Source organism: Gluconobacter sp. NFX36, from assembly GCF_049887835.1.
In the GTDB taxonomy this organism is placed as follows: Bacteria; Pseudomonadota; Alphaproteobacteria; order Acetobacterales; family Acetobacteraceae; genus Gluconobacter; species Gluconobacter japonicus_A.
The window spans coordinates 34,371-59,735 of sequence record NZ_JAGEKJ010000004.1; the positions used below are offsets into that span (position 1 = coordinate 34,371).

The 25,365-nt window shown below is 55.7% G+C and carries 28 protein-coding genes and 1 tRNA gene; 20 read left to right on the forward strand and 9 right to left on the reverse strand.

Annotated features, from left to right (window positions below):
* Positions 1-162: 162 nt before the first annotated feature.
* The 4 genes from J4P41_RS05035 (at position 163) to J4P41_RS05050 (ending at position 2,237) form a co-directional block, all read left to right on the forward strand.
* Positions 163-1,026 carry an SDR family oxidoreductase gene (locus tag J4P41_RS05035; RefSeq protein ID WP_426066321.1) on the forward strand — a complete coding sequence of 288 codons (864 nt, stop codon included), beginning with the start codon at positions 163-165 and terminating at the stop codon, positions 1,024-1,026.
* A 78-nt stretch (positions 1,027-1,104) separates the two neighbouring features.
* Positions 1,105-1,180 (forward strand) — tRNA-His (locus J4P41_RS05040).
* An 82-nt stretch (positions 1,181-1,262) separates the two neighbouring features.
* Positions 1,263-1,838 (forward strand): hypothetical protein, encoded by a 576-nt coding sequence (locus tag J4P41_RS05045; RefSeq protein ID WP_426066322.1) that lies wholly within the window; start codon positions 1,263-1,265, stop codon positions 1,836-1,838.
* A gap of 147 nt (positions 1,839-1,985) precedes the next feature.
* Positions 1,986-2,237, forward strand: coding sequence for a hypothetical protein (locus J4P41_RS05050; protein WP_426066323.1), 252 nt, complete (start codon positions 1,986-1,988; stop codon positions 2,235-2,237).
* Positions 2,238-2,266: 29 nt separating this feature from the next.
* Here J4P41_RS05050 and J4P41_RS05055 read toward each other — a convergent pair whose 3' ends face one another.
* The 3 genes from J4P41_RS05055 to J4P41_RS05065 form a co-directional block, all read right to left on the reverse strand.
* Entirely contained in the window at positions 2,267-3,199 is a 933-nt protein-coding gene (locus J4P41_RS05055; RefSeq protein ID WP_426066324.1) for a DMT family transporter, read from the reverse strand.
* 99 nt (positions 3,200-3,298) lie between these two features.
* A complete protein-coding gene (locus J4P41_RS05060; protein ID WP_426066325.1) occupies positions 3,299-4,198 on the reverse strand; it encodes an SDR family oxidoreductase in 900 nt (299 codons plus the stop codon).
* Positions 4,195-5,610, reverse strand: a complete 1,416-nt coding sequence (locus J4P41_RS05065) for a hypothetical protein (protein ID WP_426066326.1) — start codon at positions 5,608-5,610, stop codon at positions 4,195-4,197. The genes J4P41_RS05060 and J4P41_RS05065 overlap by 4 nt, the downstream gene beginning before the upstream one ends.
* A 326-nt stretch (positions 5,611-5,936) precedes the next feature.
* Here J4P41_RS05065 and rplM point away from each other — a divergent pair, with 326 nt between their 5' ends.
* From rplM to J4P41_RS05085, 4 genes are all read left to right on the forward strand, one after another.
* Positions 5,937-6,410, forward strand: coding sequence for a 50S ribosomal protein L13 (rplM, locus tag J4P41_RS05070; RefSeq protein WP_010502300.1), 474 nt, complete (start codon positions 5,937-5,939; stop codon positions 6,408-6,410).
* A 9-nt stretch (positions 6,411-6,419) separates the two neighbouring features.
* Positions 6,420-6,911 carry a 30S ribosomal protein S9 gene (rpsI, locus tag J4P41_RS05075; protein WP_010502298.1) on the forward strand — a complete coding sequence of 164 codons (492 nt, stop codon included), beginning with the start codon at positions 6,420-6,422 and terminating at the stop codon, positions 6,909-6,911.
* 188 nt (positions 6,912-7,099) lie between these two features.
* Positions 7,100-8,179: a branched-chain amino acid aminotransferase gene (locus J4P41_RS05080; RefSeq protein WP_426066327.1), complete on the forward strand. Its 1,080-nt coding sequence runs from the start codon at positions 7,100-7,102 to the stop codon at positions 8,177-8,179.
* Positions 8,180-8,410: 231 nt separating this feature from the next.
* Positions 8,411-9,832, forward strand: coding sequence for a mannose-1-phosphate guanylyltransferase/mannose-6-phosphate isomerase (locus J4P41_RS05085; RefSeq protein ID WP_426066328.1), 1,422 nt, complete (start codon positions 8,411-8,413; stop codon positions 9,830-9,832).
* A gap of 12 nt (positions 9,833-9,844) precedes the next feature.
* On the opposite strand, the gene J4P41_RS05090 is transcribed toward J4P41_RS05085, so the two are convergent.
* On the reverse strand, positions 9,845-10,432 hold the full coding sequence (locus J4P41_RS05090) for a nucleotidyltransferase family protein (protein ID WP_426066448.1): 588 nt from the start codon (positions 10,430-10,432) through the stop codon (positions 9,845-9,847).
* Positions 10,432-11,400 carry an XdhC family protein gene (locus tag J4P41_RS05095; protein WP_426066329.1) on the reverse strand — a complete coding sequence of 323 codons (969 nt, stop codon included), beginning with the start codon at positions 11,398-11,400 and terminating at the stop codon, positions 10,432-10,434. The genes J4P41_RS05090 and J4P41_RS05095 overlap by 1 nt, the downstream gene beginning before the upstream one ends.
* A gap of 117 nt (positions 11,401-11,517) precedes the next feature.
* Here J4P41_RS05095 and J4P41_RS05100 point away from each other — a divergent pair, with 117 nt between their 5' ends.
* The 7 genes from J4P41_RS05100 (at position 11,518) to J4P41_RS05130 (ending at position 16,508) form a co-directional block, all read left to right on the forward strand.
* Entirely contained in the window at positions 11,518-12,726 is a 1,209-nt protein-coding gene (locus J4P41_RS05100) for a molybdopterin molybdotransferase MoeA (protein WP_426066330.1), read from the forward strand.
* Positions 12,716-13,753, forward strand: coding sequence for a GTP 3',8-cyclase MoaA (moaA, locus tag J4P41_RS05105; protein ID WP_426066331.1), 1,038 nt, complete (start codon positions 12,716-12,718; stop codon positions 13,751-13,753). The genes J4P41_RS05100 and moaA overlap by 11 nt, the downstream gene beginning before the upstream one ends.
* A gap of 18 nt (positions 13,754-13,771) precedes the next feature.
* Positions 13,772-14,254, forward strand: a complete 483-nt coding sequence (moaC, locus tag J4P41_RS05110; protein WP_010502284.1) for a cyclic pyranopterin monophosphate synthase MoaC — start codon at positions 13,772-13,774, stop codon at positions 14,252-14,254.
* Entirely contained in the window at positions 14,251-15,078 is an 828-nt protein-coding gene (locus J4P41_RS05115) for a MoaD family protein (protein ID WP_426066332.1), read from the forward strand. The genes moaC and J4P41_RS05115 overlap by 4 nt, the downstream gene beginning before the upstream one ends.
* Positions 15,075-15,575: a molybdenum cofactor biosynthesis protein MoaE gene (locus J4P41_RS05120; RefSeq protein ID WP_426066333.1), complete on the forward strand. Its 501-nt coding sequence runs from the start codon at positions 15,075-15,077 to the stop codon at positions 15,573-15,575. The genes J4P41_RS05115 and J4P41_RS05120 overlap by 4 nt, the downstream gene beginning before the upstream one ends.
* A 176-nt stretch (positions 15,576-15,751) precedes the next feature.
* Positions 15,752-16,312, forward strand: coding sequence for a hypothetical protein (locus tag J4P41_RS05125; RefSeq protein ID WP_010502278.1), 561 nt, complete (start codon positions 15,752-15,754; stop codon positions 16,310-16,312).
* A 16-nt stretch (positions 16,313-16,328) separates the two neighbouring features.
* On the forward strand, positions 16,329-16,508 hold the full coding sequence (locus tag J4P41_RS05130; RefSeq protein WP_282858754.1) for a hypothetical protein: 180 nt from the start codon (positions 16,329-16,331) through the stop codon (positions 16,506-16,508).
* 4 nt (positions 16,509-16,512) lie between these two features.
* Here J4P41_RS05130 and J4P41_RS05135 read toward each other — a convergent pair whose 3' ends face one another.
* Together J4P41_RS05135 and J4P41_RS05140 are read right to left on the reverse strand one after the other, a co-directional pair.
* Positions 16,513-16,719, reverse strand: coding sequence for a TOBE domain-containing protein (locus tag J4P41_RS05135; protein WP_023943315.1), 207 nt, complete (start codon positions 16,717-16,719; stop codon positions 16,513-16,515).
* Positions 16,720-16,824: 105 nt separating this feature from the next.
* Positions 16,825-17,964: a type III PLP-dependent enzyme gene (locus J4P41_RS05140; protein ID WP_061932252.1), complete on the reverse strand. Its 1,140-nt coding sequence runs from the start codon at positions 17,962-17,964 to the stop codon at positions 16,825-16,827.
* A gap of 380 nt (positions 17,965-18,344) precedes the next feature.
* Here J4P41_RS05140 and J4P41_RS05145 point away from each other — a divergent pair, with 380 nt between their 5' ends.
* Positions 18,345-19,466: a YihY/virulence factor BrkB family protein gene (locus J4P41_RS05145; protein WP_426066334.1), complete on the forward strand. Its 1,122-nt coding sequence runs from the start codon at positions 18,345-18,347 to the stop codon at positions 19,464-19,466.
* Between the two features lie 30 nt (positions 19,467-19,496).
* Here J4P41_RS05145 and J4P41_RS05150 read toward each other — a convergent pair whose 3' ends face one another.
* Positions 19,497-20,114, reverse strand: coding sequence for a septal ring lytic transglycosylase RlpA family protein (locus J4P41_RS05150; RefSeq protein WP_426066335.1), 618 nt, complete (start codon positions 20,112-20,114; stop codon positions 19,497-19,499).
* A gap of 154 nt (positions 20,115-20,268) precedes the next feature.
* Here J4P41_RS05150 and aroQ point away from each other — a divergent pair, with 154 nt between their 5' ends.
* Genes aroQ through J4P41_RS05170 form a run of 4 tightly spaced genes read left to right on the forward strand, consistent with a single transcriptional unit; the run spans position 20,269 to position 23,105 of the window.
* Complete coding sequence (gene aroQ, locus J4P41_RS05155; protein WP_023943307.1) at positions 20,269-20,718, forward strand: type II 3-dehydroquinate dehydratase; 450 nt, start codon at positions 20,269-20,271, stop codon at positions 20,716-20,718.
* Complete coding sequence (locus tag J4P41_RS05160) at positions 20,715-21,170, forward strand: acetyl-CoA carboxylase biotin carboxyl carrier protein (protein WP_426066336.1); 456 nt, start codon at positions 20,715-20,717, stop codon at positions 21,168-21,170. Before aroQ ends, J4P41_RS05160 begins: the two co-directional genes overlap by 4 nt.
* Entirely contained in the window at positions 21,170-22,519 is a 1,350-nt protein-coding gene (gene accC / locus J4P41_RS05165; protein WP_010502269.1) for an acetyl-CoA carboxylase biotin carboxylase subunit, read from the forward strand. Before J4P41_RS05160 ends, accC begins: the two co-directional genes overlap by 1 nt.
* A 10-nt stretch (positions 22,520-22,529) precedes the next feature.
* The gene (locus tag J4P41_RS05170) at positions 22,530-23,105 is read left to right on the forward strand and encodes an NIPSNAP family protein (protein WP_426066337.1); all 576 of its coding nucleotides are present in this window, start codon (positions 22,530-22,532) and stop codon (positions 23,103-23,105) included.
* A 64-nt stretch (positions 23,106-23,169) separates the two neighbouring features.
* On the opposite strand, the gene J4P41_RS05175 is transcribed toward J4P41_RS05170, so the two are convergent.
* On the reverse strand, positions 23,170-25,365 hold the full coding sequence (locus J4P41_RS05175; RefSeq protein WP_426066338.1) for a peptidase domain-containing ABC transporter: 2,196 nt from the start codon (positions 25,363-25,365) through the stop codon (positions 23,170-23,172).

Genomic DNA, 25,365 nt, shown 5'->3' on the forward strand with positions numbered 1-25,365 from the left:
CAAAAGGGTTGCGACGTATTCGGGCCCGGCGCGGCAATGAGACATTCAGTGTAACGCGACTTGCTTTCTGAATGAAGCGTTTCTGCCAGAAAATGGCAGGTGGTGATTGAACACTCCGTGTTGTTAGGACGTTGGCGTTTCACTGACTATGAGGAGCGTTCTATGAGTAACTATCCGAAACCCCCGTTCGACACGCCTTTGCAAGACCGTATTCCTGGTCAGACGTCCGAGATGACGCCAAAGCCGGATCATGGAGAGCAGAGCTACGTCGGGAGTGGGAAGCTGCGTGGAAAGGTCGCCATTATTACAGGCGGCGATTCTGGAATTGGTCGTGCAGTTGCTATTGCGTTTGCTCGTGAAGGGGCTGATGTCGCGCTGTCATTCCTGCCGGAAGAAACAGAAGATGCCCGTGAGACAGCACTCTGGGTTGAGAAAGCGGGGCGTAAAGCGTTGCTTCTGCCGGGGGATATCAAGGAGCGTTTTGTTTGTAAGGAAATTGTGGACAAGACTGTCGCCGAGTTTGGCGAGGTCAATGTGCTGGTCAATAATGCTGCGTTTCAGATTGAGCGGGACTCTTTGGACGAAGTCAGTGAAGACGAATGGGATCTGACGTTCGATACCAATTCGGGGGCTGTCTTTCGGTTGTCCCGTCTTGTCGTTCCGCATATGCCATCGGGTGGCTCGTTGATCCACACGGTCTCGGTGAATGCTGATCGGCCCAAGCCGAAGCTGCTTGCCTATTCAGCGACCAAAAGTGCCATTCTGAATTTCAGTGGTGGACTGGCAGAACTTCTGGCTGAAAAGGGTATTCGGTCTAATACGGTTGCGCCGGGACCGATCTGGACACCTTTGATCCCGGCGACAATGGATGGCGAGCATGTTCGGAACTTTGGTGCGGATAGTCCCATGAAGCGTCCTGGCCAGCCAGCAGAGCTGGCTGCAGCTTACGTTTTTCTGGCCAGTGATGAGGCAAGTTATGTCTCAGGGGCGAATATAGCTGTGACTGGTGGCGTGCCTGTGATCTGAACTGAAAAATTTGTAGAAAAATTTGAGAAAGGGCTAGACGCCTGCTTCGGCTTTCTCTAAAGAACGCATCGCTGTGTGGCGGATGTAGCTCAGTCGGTAGAGCGCCGGTTTGTGGTACCGGTTGTCGCGGGTTCGATCCCCGTCATTCGCCCCAGCATTCTTTTCCAAAATAAAATCAATGAGTTAGTTCTTCAGAGCTCTTGCGGGTTCTAACGCTGCTTCATGGGTCGAGCGTCATGCCTTTTGGATCATTCCAAGGGCTTCTGACCATGCACCATTTGACCCTGCGTGGACGCACGTATTGCGTTCGCTTCATCATTCCCAAAGACCGTTGGTTTGACGTTGGCAAAGCCACAGGGTCCATCACAGGACGCCGTAGAGACATCGTGCGGACACTCGGGACGCAATGTCGTTTCGAGGCCCTGAGGCGTCGAGATGCGGTCATTTCAGCAATCTGCAATCATCTTAATCGGGTCCTTCAGGAAGCCGATATGGAGCCGTTGGGCTCTGGGTGGGTTCCTCAGTGGTCCAGTGATGCTTCTAACGATGAGCTGCCTCTAGCTACTCCCAATAAGGCTTGTGTTCGGCCTTCTTCTTCTGATGCCATTATGACAAAGACGCTTGCACGGCGAGCTTTAGAGAGATGGCAGAGGCAGGAAGAGCCTGAGTGCTTGGGCGCTTTGCTAACCAGATGGCATCGAGAGCTAGACGGACAGGTTAAGAACGAGCTTTTGGACCGTTACAGGCTTTTCTTCAGGTCTCTTGGAGATTATTTTCTGGGGCAGGAAGCAGGTGGTCGAACGGTCCATTAAGTACGAGCCTCCGACCCTATGAGTGCAAAACGCTAAAGCATAGTTTGAAAATGCATTTACAAGCTCCGGAAAGGAGCAAAAATTCTTGATGAAATTATATCGAAATTGTAACGTATAGGATGGGAAGTTCAGGAACGGAGCATTGTCATGGAAAGACCGTGGTTCGCAGCGAAACGATATAGTTACGGAACCGGGCGCGCCATTACCTGGGAGGGGCGCGTCACGATTATCGTGTCCATGGGAATTATTGTTTTGACTAATCTGTTCATGATGTGGGCCAAGAGTATCCCGATCATGGTTCTTTCCTTCGTTATTGATCTTGTGACCGTTATTGTGCTGCTTTGGATCTGTTCTGTGAAAACAGAAGGCGGATGGAAATGGCGCTGGGGCGATGACTAGGTGGACGCTCTTTTTGCTCTGCCAAGGGTTTATGGCTTCGTTGAGTGTGGTCCAGGCGTATGATGTCGGCGCCAGTGATCTTCCAGGGCCATACGTTCGTAGCGAAGCTTTTGCCGGATCCAGTGCAGCATTCCAGAGAGCGTGACGACAACAATTCCTACAAAAGTCCAGCTATCCAGCGGTTGATGAAAGAGCACATAGCTGAAGGCTACGGCCCAGAGCATTTGGCTATACTGGGGTAGGGCCACGCGATTGGCGGGAGCGAGTGCCGTTGCCATCATCATGAAAAGTTGGCCCAAAGCTGCCAGAAAACCGTATCCGAACAGAAGCGCCCAGGTTGCAAGGCCATGTGGCCAGCTGGCGTGTGTCAGCATCAGAAGTCCATCGCCTATCAAGGGGCCGAAAAGACTTGATCCGAACAGGGAAAGTCGGGCGCTGTTATTACCCGCCAGTCGGTAGGCAATGACGCTGGTAGCATTGGCTGCGGCTGCAATAACGGCGCATAAATGGCCAAGATGAAAGGCCCGGACGCCGGGGCGCAGCACAATCAGAACCCCGAGAAATCCAACTGCGACGGAAAGCCACGTCCAGCCTGAGACTTTTTCCTTGAGAAGCCCAACAGAAATCAGGGTGACGAAGAAGGGCATCAGGAACATGAGTGCCAGTGCTTCAGGCATTGGCAGAAGCATGAAAGCCATGACGCTGGCTGCTGTTGAAACAAAAGTGGAAACCGCGCGCAGCAGCCACATGGATGGCCGGTCAGTTGCAAAAATGTCGGAATAGGGTTCGTGAGGTTTCCGAATGAAAGGCAGAATGAGGAAACCCAGCACACCTCCAGAAAAAGCCACTTCAAAAGGGTCGAGGTGTCCTGCCAGTCCTTTGGAGCAGGCATCGCTGATTGAGAAGAGTGCAAAGCCGACAAAGGACAGCATCATGCCCGATGATAGAAATGTTGCTTTCATGTGAGGTGTCCCCCTTTTTGGGCGTGGCCCAGGTGGGGACTATGAAAACCTCATGGGTCAAACCGTCAATGTTTCAGAAGATGAAAAGCTCTGTTCTGCTCAGGTCAGGTGTGCAGGAGGTTCCGATAAAAGCTTCTGCAAGCCGGCCTCAAGCGGGATTGGATCGATGCCAAGTCGTGTCCGCATGGGAGTGATGTCGAAATTCTTGTCTTCCAGTAGTCGGCGGACTTCCTCGGGAGCCACTTTTGGCAATTTCGGGAGGTGTCGCGTCACATGGGACGCTGCCACTAGAAACCATCCGGGTAACGGGATGATCGGGCGACCTCCGAGACCTGAGAAATACAGGATCATCCGTACGAATGTTCGATATGAAACGGTATTCGGTCCAGCGATAACGAGGCTCTCTGGTCCACTGACTTTCCCTTCAAGAAGCAGGTTGATTGCCGCAATGATGCTCTGGGTGACGTCCTGCTGATTAATGGGCTGAACGAGCGAGCGGCCACCGCCTGGTAAGGGAATGACCGGCAGCCGTTCTAGAAGAAGAGCCAGGCGCTGCACGTTGTCTTCGCCTTGGGCGCCGTAAATCATGGTTGGATGCAGCAGAATGGAAGGACGTCCATCCGTTTGTAATGCAGCTTCCCCAGCCAGTACGCCTCGGCCATGATCATCGAGCCAGCGGGTAAACTTGCGTGTACTGCCCAGAGCAACGATGGGGGCGTTCGTTGCGGCAAGAATGGCGGGTAGATGTCTTGCATGTGCTGTGTTGACGACAACCGCTGCATTTTCGAGCGCGATCGGCAGTGCAACAGGGTCAGTCAGGTCTGCTTGGCGAACCGCGATGCAAGCTTCTGCAAGGTCAGGGGCCAGTTTGCCACGATTACGGACAACGACAATGACCTGATGTCCGCTTTTAATCAGTGCCCGACAAAGAGCTGCACCGGAGCGGCCACTGGCTCCGATAACGCAGATTTTCGCTATTGAGCTGGATGGCAGGGTCATTGAGCAGTGACCGTCAAGGCTTCAGGGGAGAGAAGGGACAGAGCGCCAACAGGTGTCGAAGCCAGTGTGGAAAGGGCAGTGAGAGCCATTGGAGGCTTGGGGGCAAAGACGATGGAGAGCGTCCGGTTGTCAGGATTGGCAACATAGTTGGGGAGGGCAGCGAGAGAAGGGTAGGGTGACAGCGCCATTTCCAGTCCCTGCGCCATAACTGTTTTGGCCTGATCCTGTTCGGTGCCGTTCAGCGGGCGGCCCGCGTTGAGGGATGGGAGAAGCTGTATCAGGCGATCACCATGGATGGTCAGGGTTGTCTGAACCAGTCGAACCGCATCCTGGAGGGGCTGGGACGAAGAGAGTTTGAGTTGCTGATCGGATGGCCCTGTCAGATCCATGGTGAAATGAAGTTCTGTCAGGTCTGGGACTGCCAGAAGGGCTTGTGCATGGACTGCACCGGTTTCGGCTACGCGCTCCTGTGTATAAGTCAATGTGGAGTGGAGGCCATCGATATGGACCGGTGTTTTCGCTTGAGTGGAATGGAAATGAAATCCCTGCCCTTCGAAAGTACTGTTGTCCCTGCCGTTTTTCCTTGTCCCCTTCCCGGTCAGCGTATCCAGTCTGAAGGATCGGTCTGAAGAAATGATCTGGGCATTGGAGAGTTTGAGGCTCTCAACGGGCGGAATGGCATAGGATAAGGCGGTATTGCCTGTTTGCTGGGCCGCGACCCAGGCAGAAAATTCAGGCTGTTTGATTTTGAAATCCCGAAGCGACATTTGCAGGGAGATCATGTGCGAGGTTCGGTCTGCCTGAAGCGACGTGCGAGACACAATTCCCATGACATTCTGAATGGTAACAGTTGCCGTCTGATCTGGCCCGTACCCTTCGATCTGAATGCTGTCACTTGTCAGGCTGTTGAAATGTGTTCCGTTCGGTTGAAGAACTTGTGAGAGGTTCTGGACAGACAGATGATCGACAGTCCCGCGATCCAGTATGATGTTGCCGAAATCCAGGGCCTCAAGACCGCTTTTCCCTGGAGTAGGGGGTGGTGTGACAAGATGTGTCATGTGAGCGCTATGAGCGCGAATGATGCTGTTGGGGGTCTGAAAAGTGGGATCTTCCATGTCCAGATGAGACAGGATCAGGCCGCCATCAGGAGTCGGGATGGGATGACCGAGACGCATGGTATGAGCCCGGAACGTCAGGTTTCCATTCTGTAGAACAACATCTGTCAGGAGTGCTCCACGAGCCAGGATAGCAGGGCGAGCAGAGGCGTAAGTCAAGGTGGCGCCAGCAGGGAGAGCGGCGCGAAACCGCGAAATTCCGCGGTCTAGCGCGACGGTGGCGGCATGATTGATGCCAATGGCGCTCATTCCTGCGATGACCGCGAGCAGGCTCGCTGTGAGCCAGGGGCGTTTCACGTTCTTTGATCCCGTTTTTCGTCAGCACAGGGACCGGACGTCATGGTCCCAAAAGGTGGCCGCACGATACCACTCCAGACGTCAGGGGCAAATCAGGGTCGGAAAAAATGTGGTATCATAATACCTCATTGACAAAAATGGCGGGAAACTGCGCCGAATCATCTATCATGATTCGAAAAGATGACTTGACGGAAAGGCGCAGGACCGCAATAAGGCCGCACCTGATCCGCTTTCAGGGGCAATGGTCTTCCTTCGGGACAAGCCATCGCTGCTGGGAGCGCCATCCACGGCGCGGTTCTGCCGCGCCCCAAGCTGGAATGTCACTGATGAAGACCACACGTTCGCTGAAGCCGGCGGAGGTGACGAAGAACTGGGTGCTGATCGACGCCGAAGGGCTCGTTCTCGGCCGTCTCGCCACCATCATCGCTACCCGTCTCCGCGGCAAGCACAAGCCACAGTTTACCCCGCACGTCGACTGCGGTGACAACATTGTTGTCATCAATGCAGAAAAGGTCGTGCTGACGGGTAACAAGGTTGGCCAGAAGCTGTTCCATTACCACACGGGTCATCCGGGTGGCATCAAGGAGCGCACCATCACGCAGCGTCTCACGGGCAAGAACCCGGGTCACGTTGTCGAGAAGGCTGTCGAGCGCATGATCACACGTGGTCCGCTGCAGCGCGCTCAGATGAAGCACCTTTATGTTTACGCTGGTTCCGAGCACCCGCATGACGGCCAGAAGCCTGTCAAGCTGGACGTGGCTGCCCTGAACCGCAAGAACACCATCTCACACGAGTCGTAAGGCCTGACCATGTCCGAGACCCAAGAGCGCACCGGCACGCTGCAGGACCTTGCGAGCGTTGCTCCTGCAGTTGCCACCAATGCCGCCCCGGTTCACGAAGTAAAGCGTGATGCACAGGGCCGTTCCTACGCAACCGGTCGTCGTAAGGACGCCGTGGCCCGCGTATGGATCAAGCCTGGCAAGGGTGACATCATCGTCAACGGCCGTCCGGTCACGACGTATTTTGCCCGCCCGGTTCTGCGTATGCTCCTCACGCAGCCGTTCCTGATCGCTGATCGTTACAACCAGTTCGACGTGTATTGCACGGTTGCTGGTGGCGGTCTGTCCGGTCAGGCTGGTGCAGTTCGTCACGGTATCTCCCGTGCACTGACGCATTACGAGCCGAGCCTGCGTGGCATTCTGAAGGCTGCTGGCTTCCTGACGCGTGACAGCCGTATTGTCGAGCGTAAGAAGTACGGCCGTGCGAAGGCACGTCGTTCCTTCCAGTTCTCGAAGCGCTGATTTTCAGCTTTTCGAAGCTTCGGAGAAACCCCGGTCATTTTGTGGCCGGGGTTTTTTCACATCTGGAGACTGAATTTAGTGTCTAAAAATACGTCGTTTCAGAAATAATATTTCCCTATCGCCACTCCGGAACTCCTGTGGCAGAGTGCCCGCACGTTTATCAGACCAGCTTGCGGAAGTTCTTTTCCATGACGACCTTTACCATTGAAAAAACCGATACGCCCATCGATCCCGCTCGCCGTGCGGAACTGCTGGCCAGCCCTGCTTTCGGTCGTGTCTTCACCGATCACATGGCGGTCATTCGCTATACTGAAGAAAAAGGCTGGCATGATGCCAAGGTGACGGCACGTCGCCCGCTTAGTATCGACCCGGCTTCTACGGTGCTGCATTATGGTCAGGAAATCTTCGAGGGCATGAAAGCCTATCGGGAAGCTGATGGGCATGTGGCGACCTTCCGTCCGCAGGCCAATGCATCGCGCTTTGCTGCATCCGCAAAACGAATGGGCATGGCTGTTCTGCCGGAAGACCTGTTCATTCAGGCCGTGGATGAACTGGTTCGTGTGGACCAGGATTGGGTCCCCTCTGGCGAGGGGCAAAGCCTCTACCTGCGTCCATTCATGATTTCGAATGAAGTCTTCCTCGGTGTGAAGCCCGCGACGGAATATCTGTTCATTGTCATTGCCTGTCCGGTCGGTGCGTATTTCAGTTCCGGGTGTGTGTCTGTCTGGGTCTCCGAATTCTACACGCGTGCTGCGATTGGTGGGACGGGCGAAGCCAAGTGCGGTGGTAATTATGCCGGTAGTCTGGTGGCTCAGGCTGAAGCCAAGGAAAAGGGCTGCGATCAGGTTCTGTTCCTTGATGCCCGTGAGCGTCGCTTTGTCGAGGAAATGGGTGGCATGAACGTCATGTTCGTCCGAGATGACGGCAAGATTGTCACGCCTCCGCTGGGCGGCACTATTCTTCGTGGCATTACCCGGGACAGTCTGATCAAGCTTGCTTCGGACCACGGCATTGAAGTTCTTCAGGAACCAGTGGAAATTGATGAACTGTTCGCTGGCGCTGCGTCTGGAAAGTATACGGAGGCATTTGCCTGCGGGACGGCCGCAGTCCTGTCGCCTATTGGCAAGCTGATCCGTCCTTCAGGGGAAGCGGTTTTCGGTGATGGCAAGACGCCAGGCCCTGTTGCGATGAAGCTCAAAACTCTTCTGACTGATATTCAGGGGGGGCGGACAAACGATGTGCATGGTTGGGTGCATCGTATCGTCTAAGGGGTAACAAGATCCTGCTTTTGGCGAGGTTTTAACTTGAGGGGCCGGGCATGTCGCGGAATGTGACAGAGTTTGCCCGGCTCTTTTCGCTTCGTATTTCTGCACAGATCCGACTTGCCTTGCGTAAGTGTAAGCTGGCACATCCTACCGATACTTTGTGACCACAAGACCCGGAAATGGTTTCGACGTTCCCGTGGGATCCTTTCGTGCGGTTGAAAGAATATCTGCTCTATGGTTCAGCATGTCGTCCCGGTAATCCTGTCAGGTGGATCAGGAAGCCGTCTCTGGCCTGTTTCGCGCAAGAGTTATCCCAAGCAGTTCTGGCCGCTTTTGAATGAAAAGACACTCATTCAGGAAACGGCGCTGCGGGGGCAGGGCGCTGGTTTTTCAGACCCGATTATTATCTGTAATTCAGAACACCGTTTTATCGTGGCTGAGCAGTTGCGGGATGCTGGAATCCAGAAAAGCCGGATCGTTCTGGAGCCTGTCGGGCGGAACTCTGCACCTGCTATTGCAGCGGCAGCCTTTATGGTTGCGGAGCAGGACCCGGAAGCGATCCTTTGGATCATGGCAGCCGATGCGGCGATTACGGATGAAGACGCGCTGCGTGGTGGACTGGTAAAAGCGATTGATGCAGCAGAGAGCGGGCGGATTGTCACATTTGGCATGACGCCGACGCGACCCGAAACCGGTTACGGTTATATTGAAGTCGGTGATGAACTGAAAACTGTCCGGGGGGTCTACGATGTTTCCCGGTTTGTTGAGAAGCCAGATGCCGAGAAGGCTCTCACGCTTTGCAGCTCCGAGAAGTATCTCTGGAATTCTGGTATGTTTGTTGTGAAGGCCCGTGTCTTTCTCCAGGAGACCGAGCGGTACGAGCCGCGCATTTATGAAACCGTTGGTCAGGCAGTACGCAGCCGTCATACGGACATGGATTTCGAGCGGCTTGAAGAAAAGAGCTTCGCTGCAGCGCCGGATATCTCGGTTGATTACGCGATTGCTGAACGGACAGAACTTGCCGCTGTTGTGCCGGGTAGTTTTGGGTGGTCTGACATTGGAAGCTGGGATGCGCTTTGGGATCTGAGTACCAAGGACGCAGATGGTAATGCGGCTATTGGTGATGTCTTTCTGGACGGGGCGAAGAACTGCTACGTTCGATCTGACGGAATTGTCGCTACAGTGACGGGTGTCGAGAATCTGATCGTGGTTGTTACGCCGGATGCGGTCATGGTCTCACATCGGGACCGGGCACAGGACATCAAGCACATGGTGTCCCGTCTGACGCAGGCCGGGCGTAAGGAAGCGACCTCCCATAACCGCTGTTATCGTCCTTGGGGCTTCTACGAAAGTCTCATTCAGGCGGATCGTTTTCAGGTCAAACGGATTGTGGTTGAGTCCGGAGCGAAGCTTTCCCTTCAGAAACATTTCCATCGGGCAGAGCATTGGGTTGTTGTCGGTGGCACGGCGCTTGTGACCCGTGATGATGATCTGGTTCTGGTACGGGAAAACGAGAGCGTTTATTTGCCTCTTGGGTGCGTTCACCGTCTGGAAAATCCTGGAAAAATTCCGTTGACGTTGATTGAGGTGCAGTCTGGCCCGTATCTTGGGGAAGACGATATCGTTCGTATCGAGGATGTCTACGCACGGAGTTGAGCGATCTTGCGATCAGGCAGGTTGGTCTATCCAGCCCGCTCTGATCGCTTCTGTCAGTTGCTCGGGTGTATCGAGATCGTCCAGAAGTTCTGGAGCAGTTATTTTCAAAGGGAGATTGTTCTTCCAGAGATCCCGAAAGCCCTTGTCTCCCTGAAGTTCTGATGCTTTTGCAAGTGTGTCCGCCGTCAGGCGTACAGGAATACCCAATGCGCCTGGCCGATATTGTGAGACGATATTATTGCGTGCGTCATTCGCAAGCAGTTGCTTCAGGTGTACGAGCGTCAGGCACGGCTGATCTGTTCCTGCGATCAAGATAGGCTCGGGGTGTCCTCGCAATGCTTGCGCTGCCACTTGAAGGGAACTGGCGAGGCCGGTTTCCCAATCTGGATTGCGGCAGATGTCTATAGGTAGATCAGTGAGTGTCGTTTCAACAGCCTCAGCGCTTCCGCCAGTGACAATGATCAGACGATTGGGGCGGGTCTGTAGCAGCAGATTAGCGGTATGCCGTACTAGCGGCATCCCCTGCTTCAGGAGCAGCTGTTTTGGTTGCCCCAGGCGTCTGCTGCCGCCTGCGGCCAGAAGGACGGCATTATGAGACATCACGACGGTCGATATGCTGTGACTTGAGAGAGAATGGACAGGGCAATTTCCATCGGGTTGCGAGCATTGATGTCCATACCAGCAGGTAAGTGAAGTTTTTCAAGAGTGTCAGTCGCAATGCCCGCAGCTTTGAGAGTGGCGAGGCGGCCAGCTATTTTGCGGCGGCTTCCGAGAATACCGACGCAGAAGGCATCGGAGTTCAGAGCCCTGGTGGCAATGGTCAGATCGGTATGGGCGTCGTGGGTCAGCGTATAAACGGCTGTCCAGCGATCAAGGGTGAGATCGGAGAGAGCCTCTGTCAGGCGTCTGCGATCATAATGCTCTGCATCGACCATACTGGGAGGGGCGGCGGGTCCCAGCGGACGGAGTAGGACAGTTTCGATATTGAACTGTGGGGCCAGTTTCAGAAGTGCAAGCGTAACGGGATCTCCCCCTGCCACGACAATCCTCAGCGGTGGAGAATAATGCCGCACAAATATTTTTCCCTCTTCGGATAAGGGCGGGGTGTGCGTGAAATGCATTAGTCCTGTTTGCAGGTCCGTTACGAGGGCGATGGCCTGACGGCTGGTGCGGGCGTTCCGTAAGGCTTCGACATGCATTGCCAAGTTTGCAATTGGCCGCACAAAAATGCTGATCCGTCCTCCACAGGTGAGTTGGATATCCAGAACAGGACTGCCTGCGCCATAATCCAAGAGGCGAGGAGTACGGTCTTGCAGGCATTGCAGGGCTTCGGCCGCAACTGCGGCTTCAACACAGCCCCCAGAAACATATCCCTGAACGTCTCCGCTGCTGGAGATGGCCATTTCACTGCCGAGGGGACGGGGTGAAGATCCGGTAATGGACACGAGTGTGGCGAGAGCAGCCTGCTTGCCCTGTGCAAGCCATGTTTCCAGTATGGGAAGGAGATCATCTGTCAGGCCGTATTCTGGCCATTGGGGAAGGGGTGCAAGCCTGTCCGGCCCCATCATGAAATATCCTTTCCTTTACGAGCGCGAGAGACTAATCCCAAATACGATTATGACATAGCCTGTCATGAACAGGAGTTGATCCGTCCCGCGGCAGGTTTATATCGGCAGGGATAATCAGTGGAGCAGAAATTGGTCGAACTCCTGAGTGTCGCACAGGCGGTGGATCTGGTTCTGGGGTATGCAGGTCACTTTGGGACTGAACAGGTTCCTCTGGCTGAGGCCTCGGGCCGTATTCTCCAGCAGACCATCAGTGCGGAGCGTGCCCAGCCTCCTTATGATCGTGTCATGATGGATGGTATTGCCTATCGCTATGGAACGGGTTCTGTTCTTGAGTGCCGGGGTGTTCAGCGTGCTGGCGTGCCGGGGCAGGGGCTTGCGGAAGGGGCTGTCTGCCTTGACGTCATGACAGGCGCGGTTTTGCCTCAAGGGGCAGATACTATTGTTCCGGTCGAGCGTCTGCTTCGGAATGGAAAGCAGGTTCAGTTCGAAGAGGGCTACACTCCCCAGAAGGGCCAGTTTATTCATCGTAAAGGCTCTGACTGTGCGGCGGGGCATGAGCTGCTATCCCAAGGAGTACGGCTGAATGGGCCGGCCTTGGCCGTTCTGGCCGGGAATGGACATGCGACTGTTGAGGTGGCCGCTCTTCCCTCCATCGGAATCATCGCAACGGGTGACGAACTGGTTGATGTCGATGCGTCGGTGCGAGACTGGGAAATCCGGCGTTCGAACGAATACGCTCTGACAGGGGCTTTGGTGTCTCGAGGGTTCACCCGTCTTGAACGATCGGTTGTGCCTGATGATCTTGCCAGGACGATTCTGGCACTGGAAAAACAACTCGCCAGGCACGACGTTCTTGTCCTCAGCGGGGGTGTTTCCATGGGGCAGTTCGACCATGTGCCGAAAGCCTTGATGAAGCTCGGGGTAGAACGTGTCTTTCATAAGGTCGCGCAACGCCCCGGTAAGCCACTCTGGTTCGGTGTTGGCCCTGAAGGTCAACGTGTTTTCGGGCTGCCCGGTAATCCGGTTTCCGCGACATGCTGTGCGACGCGCTATGTCATTCCCATGCTTCTGGCGGGACAGGGCGTTGTGCGTCCTGAGACATATTCCGTACAACTGGCGGCAGAAGCCTCCCGCGTCTCAACATTGACCCGGTATCTGCCTGTTCGGGTAACGCATGATGAGTCCGGGCGCGCGATGGCGATGCCACATCCGATGCCGACTTCAGGCGATTTCAGTTTTCTGGCTGCAACTGATGGCTTTGTAGAGTTGGCGCCCGGCGCAGGCTTGGCTCCTGCTGGATCCCACGCTGTTTTTCATGGCTGGTAGCACGCCTTTGACATCTGTTCGGGATCGTTTCCAGCGGCCGTTGCATGATCTTCGGATCTCCGTCATGGACCGGTGTAATTTCCGGTGTCCGTACTGCATGCCGGAAGCAACGTATCATGAGCATTTTCGCTTTCTTGAGCCTAAGGAAAGGCTGAGTTTCGACGAAATCGTTAGGGTTGCTCAGTCGGCGGTTTTGTTGGGCGTGACGAAGTTGCGGCTGACAGGTGGTGAGCCGCTGCTGCGTCCTGATCTGCCCTCTCTGGTCCGTCGTCTGGTGGAGATTCCAGGGGTTGAGGATGTGGCCCTGACGACGAATGGCGTTCTTCTGGATCGTCATGCTGCCGCTCTCAAAAATGCAGGGTTAGGGCGGGTTACAGTCAGCCTCGATAGTTTGGACCCTGCGATTTTTTCCCGCATGAGTGGTGGGCGCGCGCAGCTTGAGCCGGTGCTGGCTGCGATTGAACAGGCAAATGCGCTTTCGTTCCCGGGGGGCGTGAAAGTGAATACTGTTGTGCAACGCGGTGTGAACGATACGGGCGTGGAGGATCTTGCTGCCCGATTTCGGCACACTGGCGTTATCGTGCGCTTCATCGAATATATGGACGTTGGAACGCGTAATCATTGGGAACTGAAAGAAGTTGTTCCTTCCCGTGACCTTGTCGCGCGATTGAATAAAGTGTGGCCTCTGAAGCCGCTGGGCGCCCAGTATCAGGGGGAGGTGGCCCGTCGCTACCGTTATCAGGATGGTGGTGGCGAAATCGGATTTATTTCATCTGTGACGGCGCCCTTCTGTGGGGACTGTTCCCGTGCCCGTCTGTCTTCAGATGGGAAAATCTATACGTGTCTGTTTGCCTCTGAAGGTACGGATCTACGCAGTCTTTTGCGGAGCGATGTTAGGGATGAGGCACTCCGGGAGCGGTTGGCGTCCGTGTGGCGGGCGCGGACGGACAGATATAGTGAAGAACGTGTTGCAGGTGAGACCAATTCGGCGTCACGCCGGATCGAAATGAATTATATTGGTGGTTAGATCGGGAGGCCGGGACAGATGAAAACGCTTACCCATGTCAATGAGCGTGGAGAAGATCCGCGGATGGTGGATGTCAGCGGCAAGACCGTGACGGAGCGCACGGCTCATGCGCAGGCGCGTGTTCTGTTTCCGGCCGATGTGGCTAAGACCCTGAGCGATGCGGGGTTCATGACAAAGAAGGGCGCCGTTCTGACTGTCGCGCAGATTGCGGGCGTGATGGGCGTGAAGGCGACGTCCCAGTTGATCCCGCTTTGCCACCCGCTGTCTCTCAATGGATGTCGCGTTGAGATTACAATGGAAGGGGACGAAGCCGTGATTGATTGTCGCGTCTCCTGCCAGGGAAAGACCGGCGTGGAGATGGAAGCCCTGACCGGGGCCTCTGTCGCTGCACTGACGATCTATGACATGTGCAAGGCCCTTTCGCACGATATGGTCATCCGGGATGTTCGACTGATGGGAAAGGCCGGAGGAAAACGGGATTTCCAGCGGATCGAAGCATGAGACCGCTTTACGGGCTGGTTCTGGCTGGCGGGGTCAGTTCCCGCATGGGGCAGGACAAGGCTGCGCTGACCTATCATGGGGAGCCGCAGCTTCGGTATGCTTTTGAAGCATTATCCCCGATGGTCGAGCGGTGTTTCGTATCGGTTCGGCCTGCACAGAAAAACGAGCCGTTGCGTGCGGGTTTTCCTCAGATCGTTGATGCGGTCGATGTGGATGGTCCGGCTGCGGGTCTTCTGTCTGCTCATCAGGCTTATCCTGAGTCTGCGTGGCTGGTGTTGGCCTGTGACCTGCCCTTACTGGATCGTGTCACGCTGGAGACCCTGATCGGTGCTTGTCAGCATCAGCATACGGCGGTGGCTTATCGCAGTGAGCATGATGGTTTGCCTGAGCCGCTCTGTGCAATCTGGGAGCCTGCGGCTCTGGAGGCTTTGGCGCGACAGGTGGCGGGCGGTCGGAACTGTCCGCGGAAACTTCTGATCAATAGCGATACCCTGCTTCTGTCTCCGCAGACGCAGGGGGCATTGGATAACATTAACACCCCTGAGGAACGCGAAAGCGTGGCCCGACGGCTGGGAGGCCAGATGATCCGCCTCGAAGTGGAATATTTTGCTCAGATGAGAGAGTTAGCGGGGCAGAAGACCGAAACGGTAGAGACCGCTTTTGGCACTGTCGGGCCGCTCTATGAGCAGTTGAAGGAAAAATATGGCTTTCCCTTTGAGGCTTCTCGCCTCCGGGTCGCTCTGAACGGGGATTTTGCATCTTGGACACAGCCTTTGAAGACCGGAGATCATGTTGTGTTCATTCCCCCGGTGACGGGCGGATGACGCGCTTTCTGATGGCGGATGCGCCAGTCGATCTGAATGCGTTGCGGGATGGCTTGCATCTGGCGGAAGCCGGAGGGTTCTGCACGTTTGAGGGGTGGGTGCGGAACAGCAATGAGGGCCGCGCTGTGGATGGTCTTGAATATGAGGCTTATGCCGCGCTGGCCGTAAAGGAAGGCGAACGGATCATCGAGGAAGCTCTGGCCCGTTTCGAGATCAGCCACGCTGTGGCGATGCATCGCACGGGAACGCTTCGGATCGGGGATGTGGCTGTCTGGATCGGTGTATCTGCGCCGCACCGGGATGCGGCTTTCCGGGCCTGTCGGTACATTATTGACGAGATCAAGCATCGCGTTCCGGTCTGGAAGAAAGAGCATTACCTTGATGGGGATGCCGAATGGGTTGCCTGCCATCATTGTCAGACGGCTCCTCGGGCCAGTGATGAATCGCATAACCATGGGCATCATCACGATCACGGTTCCTGCGGTCATCAGCATTGAGTGTCTGCCCGATGATGATTTCTCAAACGTCATCGGGCACTGCTGTGCTCTTTTTTCGGAGATGAATGTGCGCCCTTTCTACTGAGGAATGGGAAGGGCAGATTGTATTTTTAGATTGATATTGCAAATCATTCTCAACTAATGTGTCTCCGGTTCTGCTGATTCGGAGATTGATCATGACACGGACACCACTTTTCCTGTCTGACCTGTGCTGCTGTGAGCGTCTGGCGCTCTGGAGTATCCGGTGCCTGGTCAGTCGTTATCGACTGCCTTACTGCCATGAGACGCGCACGACGGATGGCATGTTCCCAGCGTCGTTTCGGCCTGTGCTGGATGCGGCTGAGCGGGCGTTCGAGGATGCCAGTCAGCATCTGAAAGCGATGGGAGCACCGCCTCTCGATATCAATCCGCCAGGATCGCAGGGCTTGAGCGCTATGGAAGAGCGTTTTCTTCAAGGCATTCAGACTGTTCAGAACGAAGGGCAGAAAGAAGTTTTTGCTCTTTTGGCGGATCTGTTTCCCGAGCGCCTCATGCAGGGCTACGTCGTGACAGCCCTTGCGCTGATTTCGGATTGTATGGCTGGGATTGGCCACTGGCTTCCACGGCATGAGCGGAAAACGGCTGGGGCAGGTGCATTGTCGTCTCTGGCCCGCTGGAAGAAGATTCATCCCGCAGACATGCGCGTTCTCTGGCCACGTGATGTTCCTCCGTCATGGGCGGGAAGAACGTTACATTAAGCTGGCAGGTGTGAAGATGAGAAACACTTCTTCCACACGCGGGGAGTTCGAAACAGCAGCGGTTTCGCTTTTGCTTCTCAGTCTTGGGATTCTGAGTTTCAGTTGGATTGCATGGATAGGTTTTGACCTGACCCTGGAAGAAATTCTGAATGCTTTCTGGGGACAGGGGCAGGTCTGGTCGATGTTCAGGGAGTAGGGGATCAGTCTACCCCGACCATTACGCTGGAGGCCTTGATCACGGCATAGGCATCTTTACCAACGGCAAGACCAAGTTCATCAACGGCTTCGTTCGTGATGGCGCTTGTAATGATCGTGCCATTCACGTCGATCGTGATGTGAGAGGTGGTTGCACCTTTCACAATACTGGTGATGCGGCCTTTGAGCTGATTACGTGCACTGAGTTTCATGGGTCTGTCCTTGCTGATGGGGTTTCCTCAAGGTGGATAACGATCCAGTCAGGCACAAGATTGGCCCGAGAGTTGGCAAAGCCAGATCTCTCGGTGCGGAATCTTTCAGATGTAATGTTCACTCAGTGGTGGAAAGCCGTTGAACCCAACGGAGCAATAAGTCGAGACATAGGCTCCCGTTGCCAGAATCTCGATCCGGTCACCCGACTTCAGACTGTTGGGCAGTGGAATGCGGTTCTTCTCATAAAGAATATCCACACCATCGCAGCTTGGTCCGGCTACGACGCAAGGGGAGCGCGAACTGTCCGTTTCGTCATGGGGGGTGCGGAACGTGTAGCGAATGGCTTCGCCTTCTGTTTCTGCAAGTCCACCAAAACGACCAATATCCAGATAGACCCAGCGTGGATCTTTCTCGGCACCACCGCGGCGGCTGACGAGAATGACTTCGCTGGAGACTACGCCAGCCTGACCCACCATATAACGTCCCGGCTCAAGTAGGACTTCTGGCTCACCATCCGGGAAATGTTCGGCAAGTGCACCGCGGATGGCCGTGCCGAACTCCTGCACGGACGGAATGTTTTCCCGATAATGCGTTGGGAAGCCACCGCCCAGATTGATCATCTGAAGATCGAGACCCTCCGCGCGCAGCTCATGATAAAGTGCTGCGGCTTTGGCGATAGCATGCTGATAGGCCGCGATGCCCGTCTGCTGGCTGCCGACATGAAAGGAAAGGCCGTAAGGGTGCAGGCCAAGCTTTTTCGCGCGTCGCATGAGATCGCCAGCATGGGCGATTGTCGTGCCGAATTTACGTGAGAGAGGCCAGTCAGCACCTTCGTTTTCAACGGCCAGACGGCAGAAGACACGGGCTCCGGGCGCATTAGCGGCGATTTTCTCAAGCTCTTCCATGCTGTCCAGCACGAAGAGATCAATGCCCATCGCACGGGCCTCGCGGATCGCACTGACCTTCTTCAGCGTATTGCCGTAGGAAATGCGGTCCGCCGTTGCGCCTGCATCGAGGCACATACGGATCTCTTCCAGGGAGGCGGCGTCGAAAGAGGAACCAAGTGCGACCAAGCGCTTCAGAATAGCCGGGGCCGGATTGGCCTTGATGGCGTAATAGATCTTGCCCGACGGCAGCGCGTCATGAAGAGCACGATAGTTGTTTTCCACAACATCGAGATCAACGACGAGGCAAGGAGTTGCCGGCTGCTGCTCGGCAAGAAAACGGGTGATTTTGGGAGTCATGACACTCATTCCCAGAACCGGACTCGTCAGGGAAGAATGACACCCTGCGAGTGTGTTGCGAAACGGTCGAACGGACCAGCGAATAGCGGGGACCCAAACAAGCGGGACCCGGAAGGCCAGAACGCTTGACGTCGTTGCGTAACCTCGAGAGGGCCAGTGGCACGTGCGTTGCTGCGTGACGGGGCGTATGAGACCAAAGCCTTATCGTTGCAAGGGGTATTTTTGCATTATCTGCATTTAGGAAATAATGATGGCTGCGAAATCAGGGCAAATTCGGAACGTAGAAGGCTATTTCTGCGTATGAGCAGGGCTGATCTTTAAGTTTGAAGAGCAGCTCACTTTACAGTCTGCCCATAACAGGAACTGCCGAGGACCCCTGCGTGAGCCTATTCCCCGATTCTGCATCATCTTCGGAACCTGACCGGAAAACAATCCAGAACGATATGGAGCGTGTCAGACAACTGACGCCGGAGCCGGATGAGGAGGATATTCGTCAGGCTCGCAAACTTGGGCCAGATGCGCCGGGAACCGGAGCTGCGTCTCCTCTCGCTATGCCAAAAGCGGGCTGGAAGATTGTCTTTCGCCAGGTCTTTTCTGAAGTGGGGTCTTCCCAGACCTCCCTGTCAGCAGCAGGCTGCGCTTTTTACGCGACGTTGTCGCTTTTCCCGGCCATCTCCAGTCTGATTTCGCTTTATGGGTTGGCGTTTGACCTTCAGACTGTTGAGCCACAGCTTGAAGTGTTGCGTCATCTGCTGCCACCAACGGCTTATTCGTTGATTGGGAACCGCATTCATGAACTGGTTTCTCAGCCGCATACCTCTCTGACGATAGGACTGATTTTTTCCCTGTCTGTGGCGCTCTGGTCTGCGTCGGCCAGTACAAAGTCGATTCTATCTGCTCTGAACATGGCTTACAATGCGACCGAGACCCGGAGTTTCCTGCGCTTTCAGGCAACAGCACTGGCGACGACATTCATGGCTGTGTTTGGCGCAGCGCTTACACTGGCTCTGATGGTTGCGGCTCCTGCGCTTGTGGATTATTTGCCGCGCATTCTGGGCTTCCGGAAACCACCGCCACCTTTTGATCTGCTGGTCTCCTATGGAGCGCCGCTGGTGGTGCATACGCTTGCGCCGCTTCTGATGCTGTTGTTCGTGTTTGTGGCTGTGACGATGCTCTACCGATTTGCGCCGTGTCGTGATGCTGTGAAATGGCGTTGGATCGTGCCCGGCTCTTCAATCGCGACAGTCCTTTGGGTTCTGCTGTCCCTCGGATTTTCTTGGTATGTCGCACATTTTGCGAGTTATGGCGCAACGTACGGACCCTTGGGTGCCGTTGCCGCCATCATGATGTGGTTTTTCGTGAGTGCGTATGTTGTGCTGTTCGGCGCGGAACTAAATGCCGGGCTTGAAGAGCGGGCTCGGGGGGCACAGCCGCGAATTGCCGGTCTGCCCCAGCCTGATCCACTGGTCGCTGAGGCTGTTACCGCAGAACATTCACCCTGATCGTTTCAGGGTGAATATTTCTCTCCTCGCTTAAGGTTGGCGAGAAGCTTTTCCTGAAGATGTCTGACCCGAAGCAGCCTGAATGGCTTCTTCGCTGGTGTCATGCGATTCGGCCTCAGCAACTTCGCTCGCGGCATCCGTTACAGGCTGGTTGGCAACCTGCGCAATCGTCACATGCGCGGTACCGCTGTGCAGCATACCGATCCGTTCGGCTGCAGCGTGGGACAGATCAATGATTCGGCTGTTGAAAGGCCCGCGATCATTGACTGTGACGATCACTGAGCGGCCCGTATCCTGAGATGTAACAAGAAGCTTCGTGCCAATCGGCAACGAGGGGTGGGCGGCCGTCATGTCATTGGTATTGAAAACCGCACCGCTGCTGGTGCGGTGCCCATGGAAATGGCGTCCATACCAGCTTGCAACACCATGCTGTGTCCAGGATGCCGCCTTGTGCGCCCTGTTTGCCAGCGCAGTCCGAACCGAATCTGCCCAGCTTGTTCTGACTGTTCCTGCTGAACCATCCGGAGACTCGTCAGCCGCGTGGGCGATCGAGGCGCCGCTCATTCCTGCCAGGGCGACAGCAAATGTCATGCCGCGCAGAGGAACCAGACGTAGGGACGGACGTAGGGCAGACAGGACAAATTGCACTAGACTGGTATCTTCTCCAGTTGACGAAAGCGGGCTCGAACCATGCTCGATAGCACAAAACCGAGGCCCTGTCCCCCTTTGAACCCTGCGAAGACGGCAGGAATAGGGCGATGACGCTTTCATGACGGCTCCGAAAGTGCTATCGCGCGGCCAGATGAAACGTCCTCTCATAGCCGTACTGAACGGCCCGAACCTCAATATGCTGGGTCTTCGTCAGCCCGGGATCTATGGCCACGCTACGCTCGACGATGTTGAGCAGGTGTGCATTCAGGCTGCTGAACGCCTGGACGTTGCTATTGATTTCCGCCAGACGAACGGGGAGGGCGAACTCGTGTCCTGGGTGCAGGAATGTCGCGGCCGTGCTGATGGAATCGTGATCAATCCTGCCGCCTATGGGCATACCTCGATTGCTCTGCTTGATGCGCTTCTTGCCGTCGAGCTGCCAATCGTTGAAGTTCACATCTCGAATATTCACCGCAGGGAGCCATTCCGGCATCATACCTACGTCTCGCAGGCCGCCATCGGTGTGATCTGCGGCCTCGGCGTCAGGGGATACGCGCATGCGCTTCAGGCAATAACCGACATGATCGAAGACGAAGGATGAGCCGTATGCTCGTGGACAAGGATGCCATTCGGGCATTGGCCGATATTCTGACGGAAACCGGCCTGACCGAAATCGAGATCTCTGAAGCGGATAGCCGCATCCGCGTGGCGCGCAATGTCAACGTGGTTCAGGCTGCTGCTCCGGCTGTGGCTGCCGCGGCTCCTGCTGTCGCTGCGGCAGCTCCCGCTGCTGCTGCTCCGGCTGATCTGGCCAAGCATCCGGGTGTTGTCCCCAGTCCGATGGTGGGCGTGGCTTACCTGACGCCGGACCCCTCTTCCCCGCCGTTTGCGCAGGAAGGCCAGCCGGTCACTGCCGGTCAGACCATCATGCTGATCGAAGCTATGAAGACCTTCAACCAGATCAAGGCTCCCCGTGCTGGCACACTGACGAAGTTCCTCGTCGAGTCCGGCAGCCCGGTTGAGTTCGGTGAGCCGCTGGCGATTATTGAGTAATGTTTTCCAAAATCCTCATTGCCAATCGTGGTGAGATCGCGCTGCGTATCCAGCGCGCCTGCCGAGAGATGGGCATCAAAACCGTAGCGGTTCATTCCACGGCCGACGCCGACGCCATGCATGTGCGTCTTGCGGATGAAGCTGTCTGCATTGGGCCGCCAAGCTCCCGTGATTCCTACCTTAATGTTGCTGCCATTCTTTCGGCGGCTACGATCACAGGTGCGGAGGCCATTCATCCGGGCTACGGCTTTCTGTCCGAGAATGCCGAGTTTGCCGAAACGGTTGAAGAGCATGGTCTGGCCTTTATTGGTCCGACGGCACAGCACATCCGCATGATGGGCGACAAGATCACGGCCAAGACGACCATGCGTGAGCTTGGCGTTCCACTGGTTCCGGGGTCTGATGGTGCTCTGCCGGATCTGCAGTCTGCTCGTGAAGTGGCTGAGCGCGTCGGTTATCCTGTGCTGATCAAGGCCGCTGCTGGCGGTGGTGGTCGTGGCATGAAGGTGGCCAAGACGGCGGACGAGATCGAGGAAGCCTGGACCGTTGCCCGGACTGAAGCTCGTGCGGCTTTTGGGAATGACGAAGTCTACCTTGAGAAGTATCTCAACCGGCCTCGTCATATCGAGCTTCAGATCCTTGGCGATGCCCATGGCAACGTGGTGCATTTCGGCGAACGTGACTGCTCCCTGCAGCGTCGTCACCAGAAGCTACTCGAAGAGGCTGGCTCTCCGGCTTTGACGGATGCTGAGCGTGAAGAAATCGGCCGTACTTCGACCGAAGCTTTGGCACGCATGGGCTACCGGAATGCTGGTACTCTTGAGTTCCTGTATCAGGACGGCCAGTTCTGCTTTATCGAGATGAATACCCGCCTTCAGGTGGAACATCCGGTGACGGAGATGGTGTGCAGCGTCGATCTGGTCCGTGAGCAGATCCGGATCGCGGCTGGCGAGAAGCTTGGCTACACGCAGAAGGACATCAAGATGTCCGGACATGCCATCGAGTGCCGTATCAACGCGGAGAACCCGGAAACCTTTGCGCCGAGTCCTGGTACGGTTAATGTTTTCCATGCTCCGGGTGGTCTAGGTGTGCGAATGGACAGCGCTCTTTACGCTGGCTATCGCATCCCGCCGTATTACGACAGCATGATTGCCAAGCTGATCGTTCATGCCCCGACTCGTCAGGAAGCCATCGCCCGCATGCAGCGCGCGCTGGACGAATGTGTGGTTGACGGTGTGCAGACGGTGATCCCGTTGCATCGGAAGATCCTTGCTGATCCGTCTTTCCAGAAGGGTGACTACACCATTCACTGGCTGGAAAATTTCGTCGCTGAGCAGACGAAGTCCTGATCTGGAGACCATGGCGATGAGTTACGCGGAAACTGTCTTTCTGGATGTTCAGGTCGGACACGTCCCGCAGGTTGTTTCTGCGCTCTCTTGTCTCGAAGAGACCGGAGCGTGGGTCACGGAGATCGGTCGGCTCAACCGGATCACACTGTTTCGGACGGCTGGAACCTATGATGAACTTCTGGAGGGACGTCCGGAGTTACTGGCGTCTCTTCCGCATGAGCATCTGGTTCGGGTTGAAGTGACGTCCTGGCATGTGATCACACCTGTCGCCGAGCCAGGGACTTATGGTGGTGTCTATGAATGGCGCTGCTATGAAGCTACGCCTGATGGTATGGCAGATCTGGAAGAGCGTTTTCTGGCTGCCGCTCCGGAACGGACAGAGCTTTCGTCGTTGACGTGCACGTTAGTCTCGCTTGAAGGGGCACCGCGTTTTGCCCATTTGTGGCCTTATGCAGATCTGAACCAGCGTGCTGAAGTTCGCGCGGCTGCAGTTGCAAAAGGGACGTGGCCGCCCAAGGTTGCGCCTTTTCTGACGCAGATGGACAATGAAATTCTTGTCCCGCTTCCAGGATCGGCTTGGCGTTAAGGTTCACGCTGATTCAGAGAAAAAACCGGGTCGCAGGAATGCGGGCCGGTTTTTTTATGCTTCACTAAGTTGTGGGCTGTGTCCATTGAGCATACTGGCCTAGCCCGACAAATTTGGACGTTGCAGATTGTGCGTCACTCACGGGACTATGGCTTTCCCGTTCGATCTTCAGACCCTCTGCTGTGAGACGGAACACGATATCTGCGTGGGCGATGGTTGCGGGGCGATGTGCAACCATAATTCGTGTCGTGTGGAGCTGTCGTAGCGCCTTGGCCACTTTTGCTTCGGTGGCTTCGTCCAGATGGCTGGTCGCTTCATCAAGGAACAGGATCTGTGGTGTGCGATAAAGCGCGCGGGCGAGAAGGACGCGCTGTTTCTGACCACCAGAGAGGCTGGATCCCATGTCCCCCACAAGGGACTCATATCGCATGGGCATGCGCTGGATATCCTCATGGATAGCGGCCCGTTTGGCACAGGTTTCGATCAGTGTCTGATCAGGGCTTTCCGAGAACCCGCAGATATTGTCTCCGATTGACCCGGAGAACAGGCCATCATCCTGAAGTACGCCAGCAATCTGGGAACGGTAGCCATCCAGTGTGAGATTGCGGATCTCCGAGCCGTCCATGAAGATTTCTCCCTCACTGGGCTCCTGTAAGCCCATGAGAGTTTTCAGCAGCGTCGTCTTGCCACAGCCGGAAGGACCAACAATGGCTACGCTCTGTCCGGCAGGAATATCGAAGGACAGGTTCCGGAAAATCCAGGGGCCGTCAGGGCTGTAGCGTACGGAGAGATTGCGGACTGCCAGAGTGCCACGGCCTGACTCATGAGACGATGGCGAAGGGAGAGGGATGCCTTGAGGTTCGGGATCGCTCATGACGATATCCGAGAGACGATCCGTCTGGATGCTCAGCATCCGGAGCTTGAAGCCGGTATTAATAAGGCTGCTGATCCGGCCTGCAAACTGGTCCTTGTAGGACAGGAATGCCACAAGCATACCGACGGACATATGCCCGCGCATGACCATATTGGCCCCGAGAACCAGCATGATCAGACGATCAGCACCGAAGATCATATCGGCGAGGCGGCCAAAAATCAGATCGAAGCGTTGTAGCCGCAGATGAATGTTCATCGAATCAATGACGCTGTTCAGCCACGCGGTCTGGCGGCGCTCCCGGAGGTTCAGGAGCTTGACGGTGGCCATGTTGCGCAGCGTCTCGATGAAATGCGTCTGGCTTTTTGCATCCTGTACGACGGCTTCTTCCGATGCGCGGCGATAGGTGCCGTAGGTCGTCAGGCGTAGAAGGATGTCCAGCCCCATGGCGATACAGGCAATGACGCCGAGCCAGCCTCCATAAAGGAACAGCATCACGCCCATCCCGACAGCCATGATACCGTCCAGAATGGTCTGCACGAGATCGGTGGTCAGCGTGTGCTGAATGGCGGATAGCGCCCCGAAACGGGAAATGACGTCTCCGATGTGACGGCGTGCAAAATAGTCCAGTGGCAGGCGTGTCAGATGCTCGAAAAGCGAATTGTTCCATTTCAGGGAGACGCGACTGCCAAACATGACGACCGCCCAGCTTCGAACGCTGGCGACCAGCATTTGAAGCAGGAGGAGTATGATCATGGCGCAGGCGACGGTCGTGAGAAGATCGTGGTCGCCTGTGACAAGCACTTCATCAATGATGATCTGACTGACCATCGGTGAAAACAGGGCGATAACTTCCAAGCCTAAGGAGAGCGCAAAAAGGTAGGCAAGCGCAGGTTTGAGACCTGAAACATGGCGGAACATGTCCCTTAATCGCAGGGTTTTGCGTTCATCTTTTCGTTCAAAACGTTCAGTCGGTGTGACTTCAAGCGCGACGCCAGTGAATTCCCGCGACAATTCCTCGGAACCGATTTCGCGCCGACCTATGGCAGGGTCATGAATAATGACTGTCTGTTTTCGCTGCTCGGTTAAAACCACAAAGTGGTTCATGCCCCAGTGCAGGATGCATGGCAGTGTCAGCTTATCGAGGTCTTCAATTTCCAGTCTGACAGCGCGGGCGTTGAGGCCTACACGACCTGCAACCCCTACGATTTCCCGCAGCGTGGTTCCTTGAGACGATGTTCCCTGCTGCCGACGGAAAGTAGCAATATCGATGGGGTGACCATGATACCCCATGATCATGGCGAGGCAGGCAAGGCCGCACTCCGCAGCTTCGGACTGAAGAACGACTGGGACATGGCGGCCAAAGCCGAACTGGAGATCACGCAGCAT

What these genes read in the sequence shown, in the direction of transcription:
- J4P41_RS05035 (WP_426066321.1), top strand. Translation starts at nt 163, where the DNA reads ATGAGTAACTATCCGAAACCCCCGTTCGACACGCCTTTGCAAGACCGT.
- J4P41_RS05045 (WP_426066322.1), top strand. Translation starts at nt 1,263, where the DNA reads ATGCCTTTTGGATCATTCCAAGGGCTTCTGACCATGCACCATTTGACC.
- J4P41_RS05050 (WP_426066323.1), top strand. Translation starts at nt 1,986, where the DNA reads ATGGAAAGACCGTGGTTCGCAGCGAAACGATATAGTTACGGAACCGGG.
- J4P41_RS05055 (WP_426066324.1), bottom strand. Translation starts at nt 3,199, where the DNA reads ATGAAAGCAACATTTCTATCATCGGGCATGATGCTGTCCTTTGTCGGC.
- J4P41_RS05060 (WP_426066325.1), bottom strand. Translation starts at nt 4,198, where the DNA reads ATGACCCTGCCATCCAGCTCAATAGCGAAAATCTGCGTTATCGGAGCC.
- rplM (WP_010502300.1), top strand. Translation starts at nt 5,937, where the DNA reads ATGAAGACCACACGTTCGCTGAAGCCGGCGGAGGTGACGAAGAACTGG.
- rpsI (WP_010502298.1), top strand. Translation starts at nt 6,420, where the DNA reads ATGTCCGAGACCCAAGAGCGCACCGGCACGCTGCAGGACCTTGCGAGC.
- J4P41_RS05080 (WP_426066327.1), top strand. Translation starts at nt 7,100, where the DNA reads ATGACGACCTTTACCATTGAAAAAACCGATACGCCCATCGATCCCGCT.
- J4P41_RS05085 (WP_426066328.1), top strand. Translation starts at nt 8,411, where the DNA reads ATGGTTCAGCATGTCGTCCCGGTAATCCTGTCAGGTGGATCAGGAAGC.
- J4P41_RS05090 (WP_426066448.1), bottom strand. Translation starts at nt 10,432, where the DNA reads ATGTCTCATAATGCCGTCCTTCTGGCCGCAGGCGGCAGCAGACGCCTG.
- J4P41_RS05095 (WP_426066329.1), bottom strand. Translation starts at nt 11,400, where the DNA reads ATGATGGGGCCGGACAGGCTTGCACCCCTTCCCCAATGGCCAGAATAC.
- moaA (WP_426066331.1), top strand. Translation starts at nt 12,716, where the DNA reads ATGGCTGGTAGCACGCCTTTGACATCTGTTCGGGATCGTTTCCAGCGG.
- moaC (WP_010502284.1), top strand. Translation starts at nt 13,772, where the DNA reads ATGAAAACGCTTACCCATGTCAATGAGCGTGGAGAAGATCCGCGGATG.
- J4P41_RS05115 (WP_426066332.1), top strand. Translation starts at nt 14,251, where the DNA reads ATGAGACCGCTTTACGGGCTGGTTCTGGCTGGCGGGGTCAGTTCCCGC.
- J4P41_RS05120 (WP_426066333.1), top strand. Translation starts at nt 15,075, where the DNA reads ATGACGCGCTTTCTGATGGCGGATGCGCCAGTCGATCTGAATGCGTTG.
- J4P41_RS05125 (WP_010502278.1), top strand. Translation starts at nt 15,752, where the DNA reads ATGACACGGACACCACTTTTCCTGTCTGACCTGTGCTGCTGTGAGCGT.
- J4P41_RS05130 (WP_282858754.1), top strand. Translation starts at nt 16,329, where the DNA reads ATGAGAAACACTTCTTCCACACGCGGGGAGTTCGAAACAGCAGCGGTT.
- J4P41_RS05135 (WP_023943315.1), bottom strand. Translation starts at nt 16,719, where the DNA reads ATGAAACTCAGTGCACGTAATCAGCTCAAAGGCCGCATCACCAGTATT.
- J4P41_RS05140 (WP_061932252.1), bottom strand. Translation starts at nt 17,964, where the DNA reads ATGACTCCCAAAATCACCCGTTTTCTTGCCGAGCAGCAGCCGGCAACT.
- aroQ (WP_023943307.1), top strand. Translation starts at nt 20,269, where the DNA reads ATGAAACGTCCTCTCATAGCCGTACTGAACGGCCCGAACCTCAATATG.
- J4P41_RS05160 (WP_426066336.1), top strand. Translation starts at nt 20,715, where the DNA reads ATGAGCCGTATGCTCGTGGACAAGGATGCCATTCGGGCATTGGCCGAT.
- accC (WP_010502269.1), top strand. Translation starts at nt 21,170, where the DNA reads ATGTTTTCCAAAATCCTCATTGCCAATCGTGGTGAGATCGCGCTGCGT.
- J4P41_RS05170 (WP_426066337.1), top strand. Translation starts at nt 22,530, where the DNA reads ATGGCGATGAGTTACGCGGAAACTGTCTTTCTGGATGTTCAGGTCGGA.
- J4P41_RS05175 (WP_426066338.1), bottom strand. Translation starts at nt 25,365, where the DNA reads ATGCTGCGTGATCTCCAGTTCGGCTTTGGCCGCCATGTCCCAGTCGTT.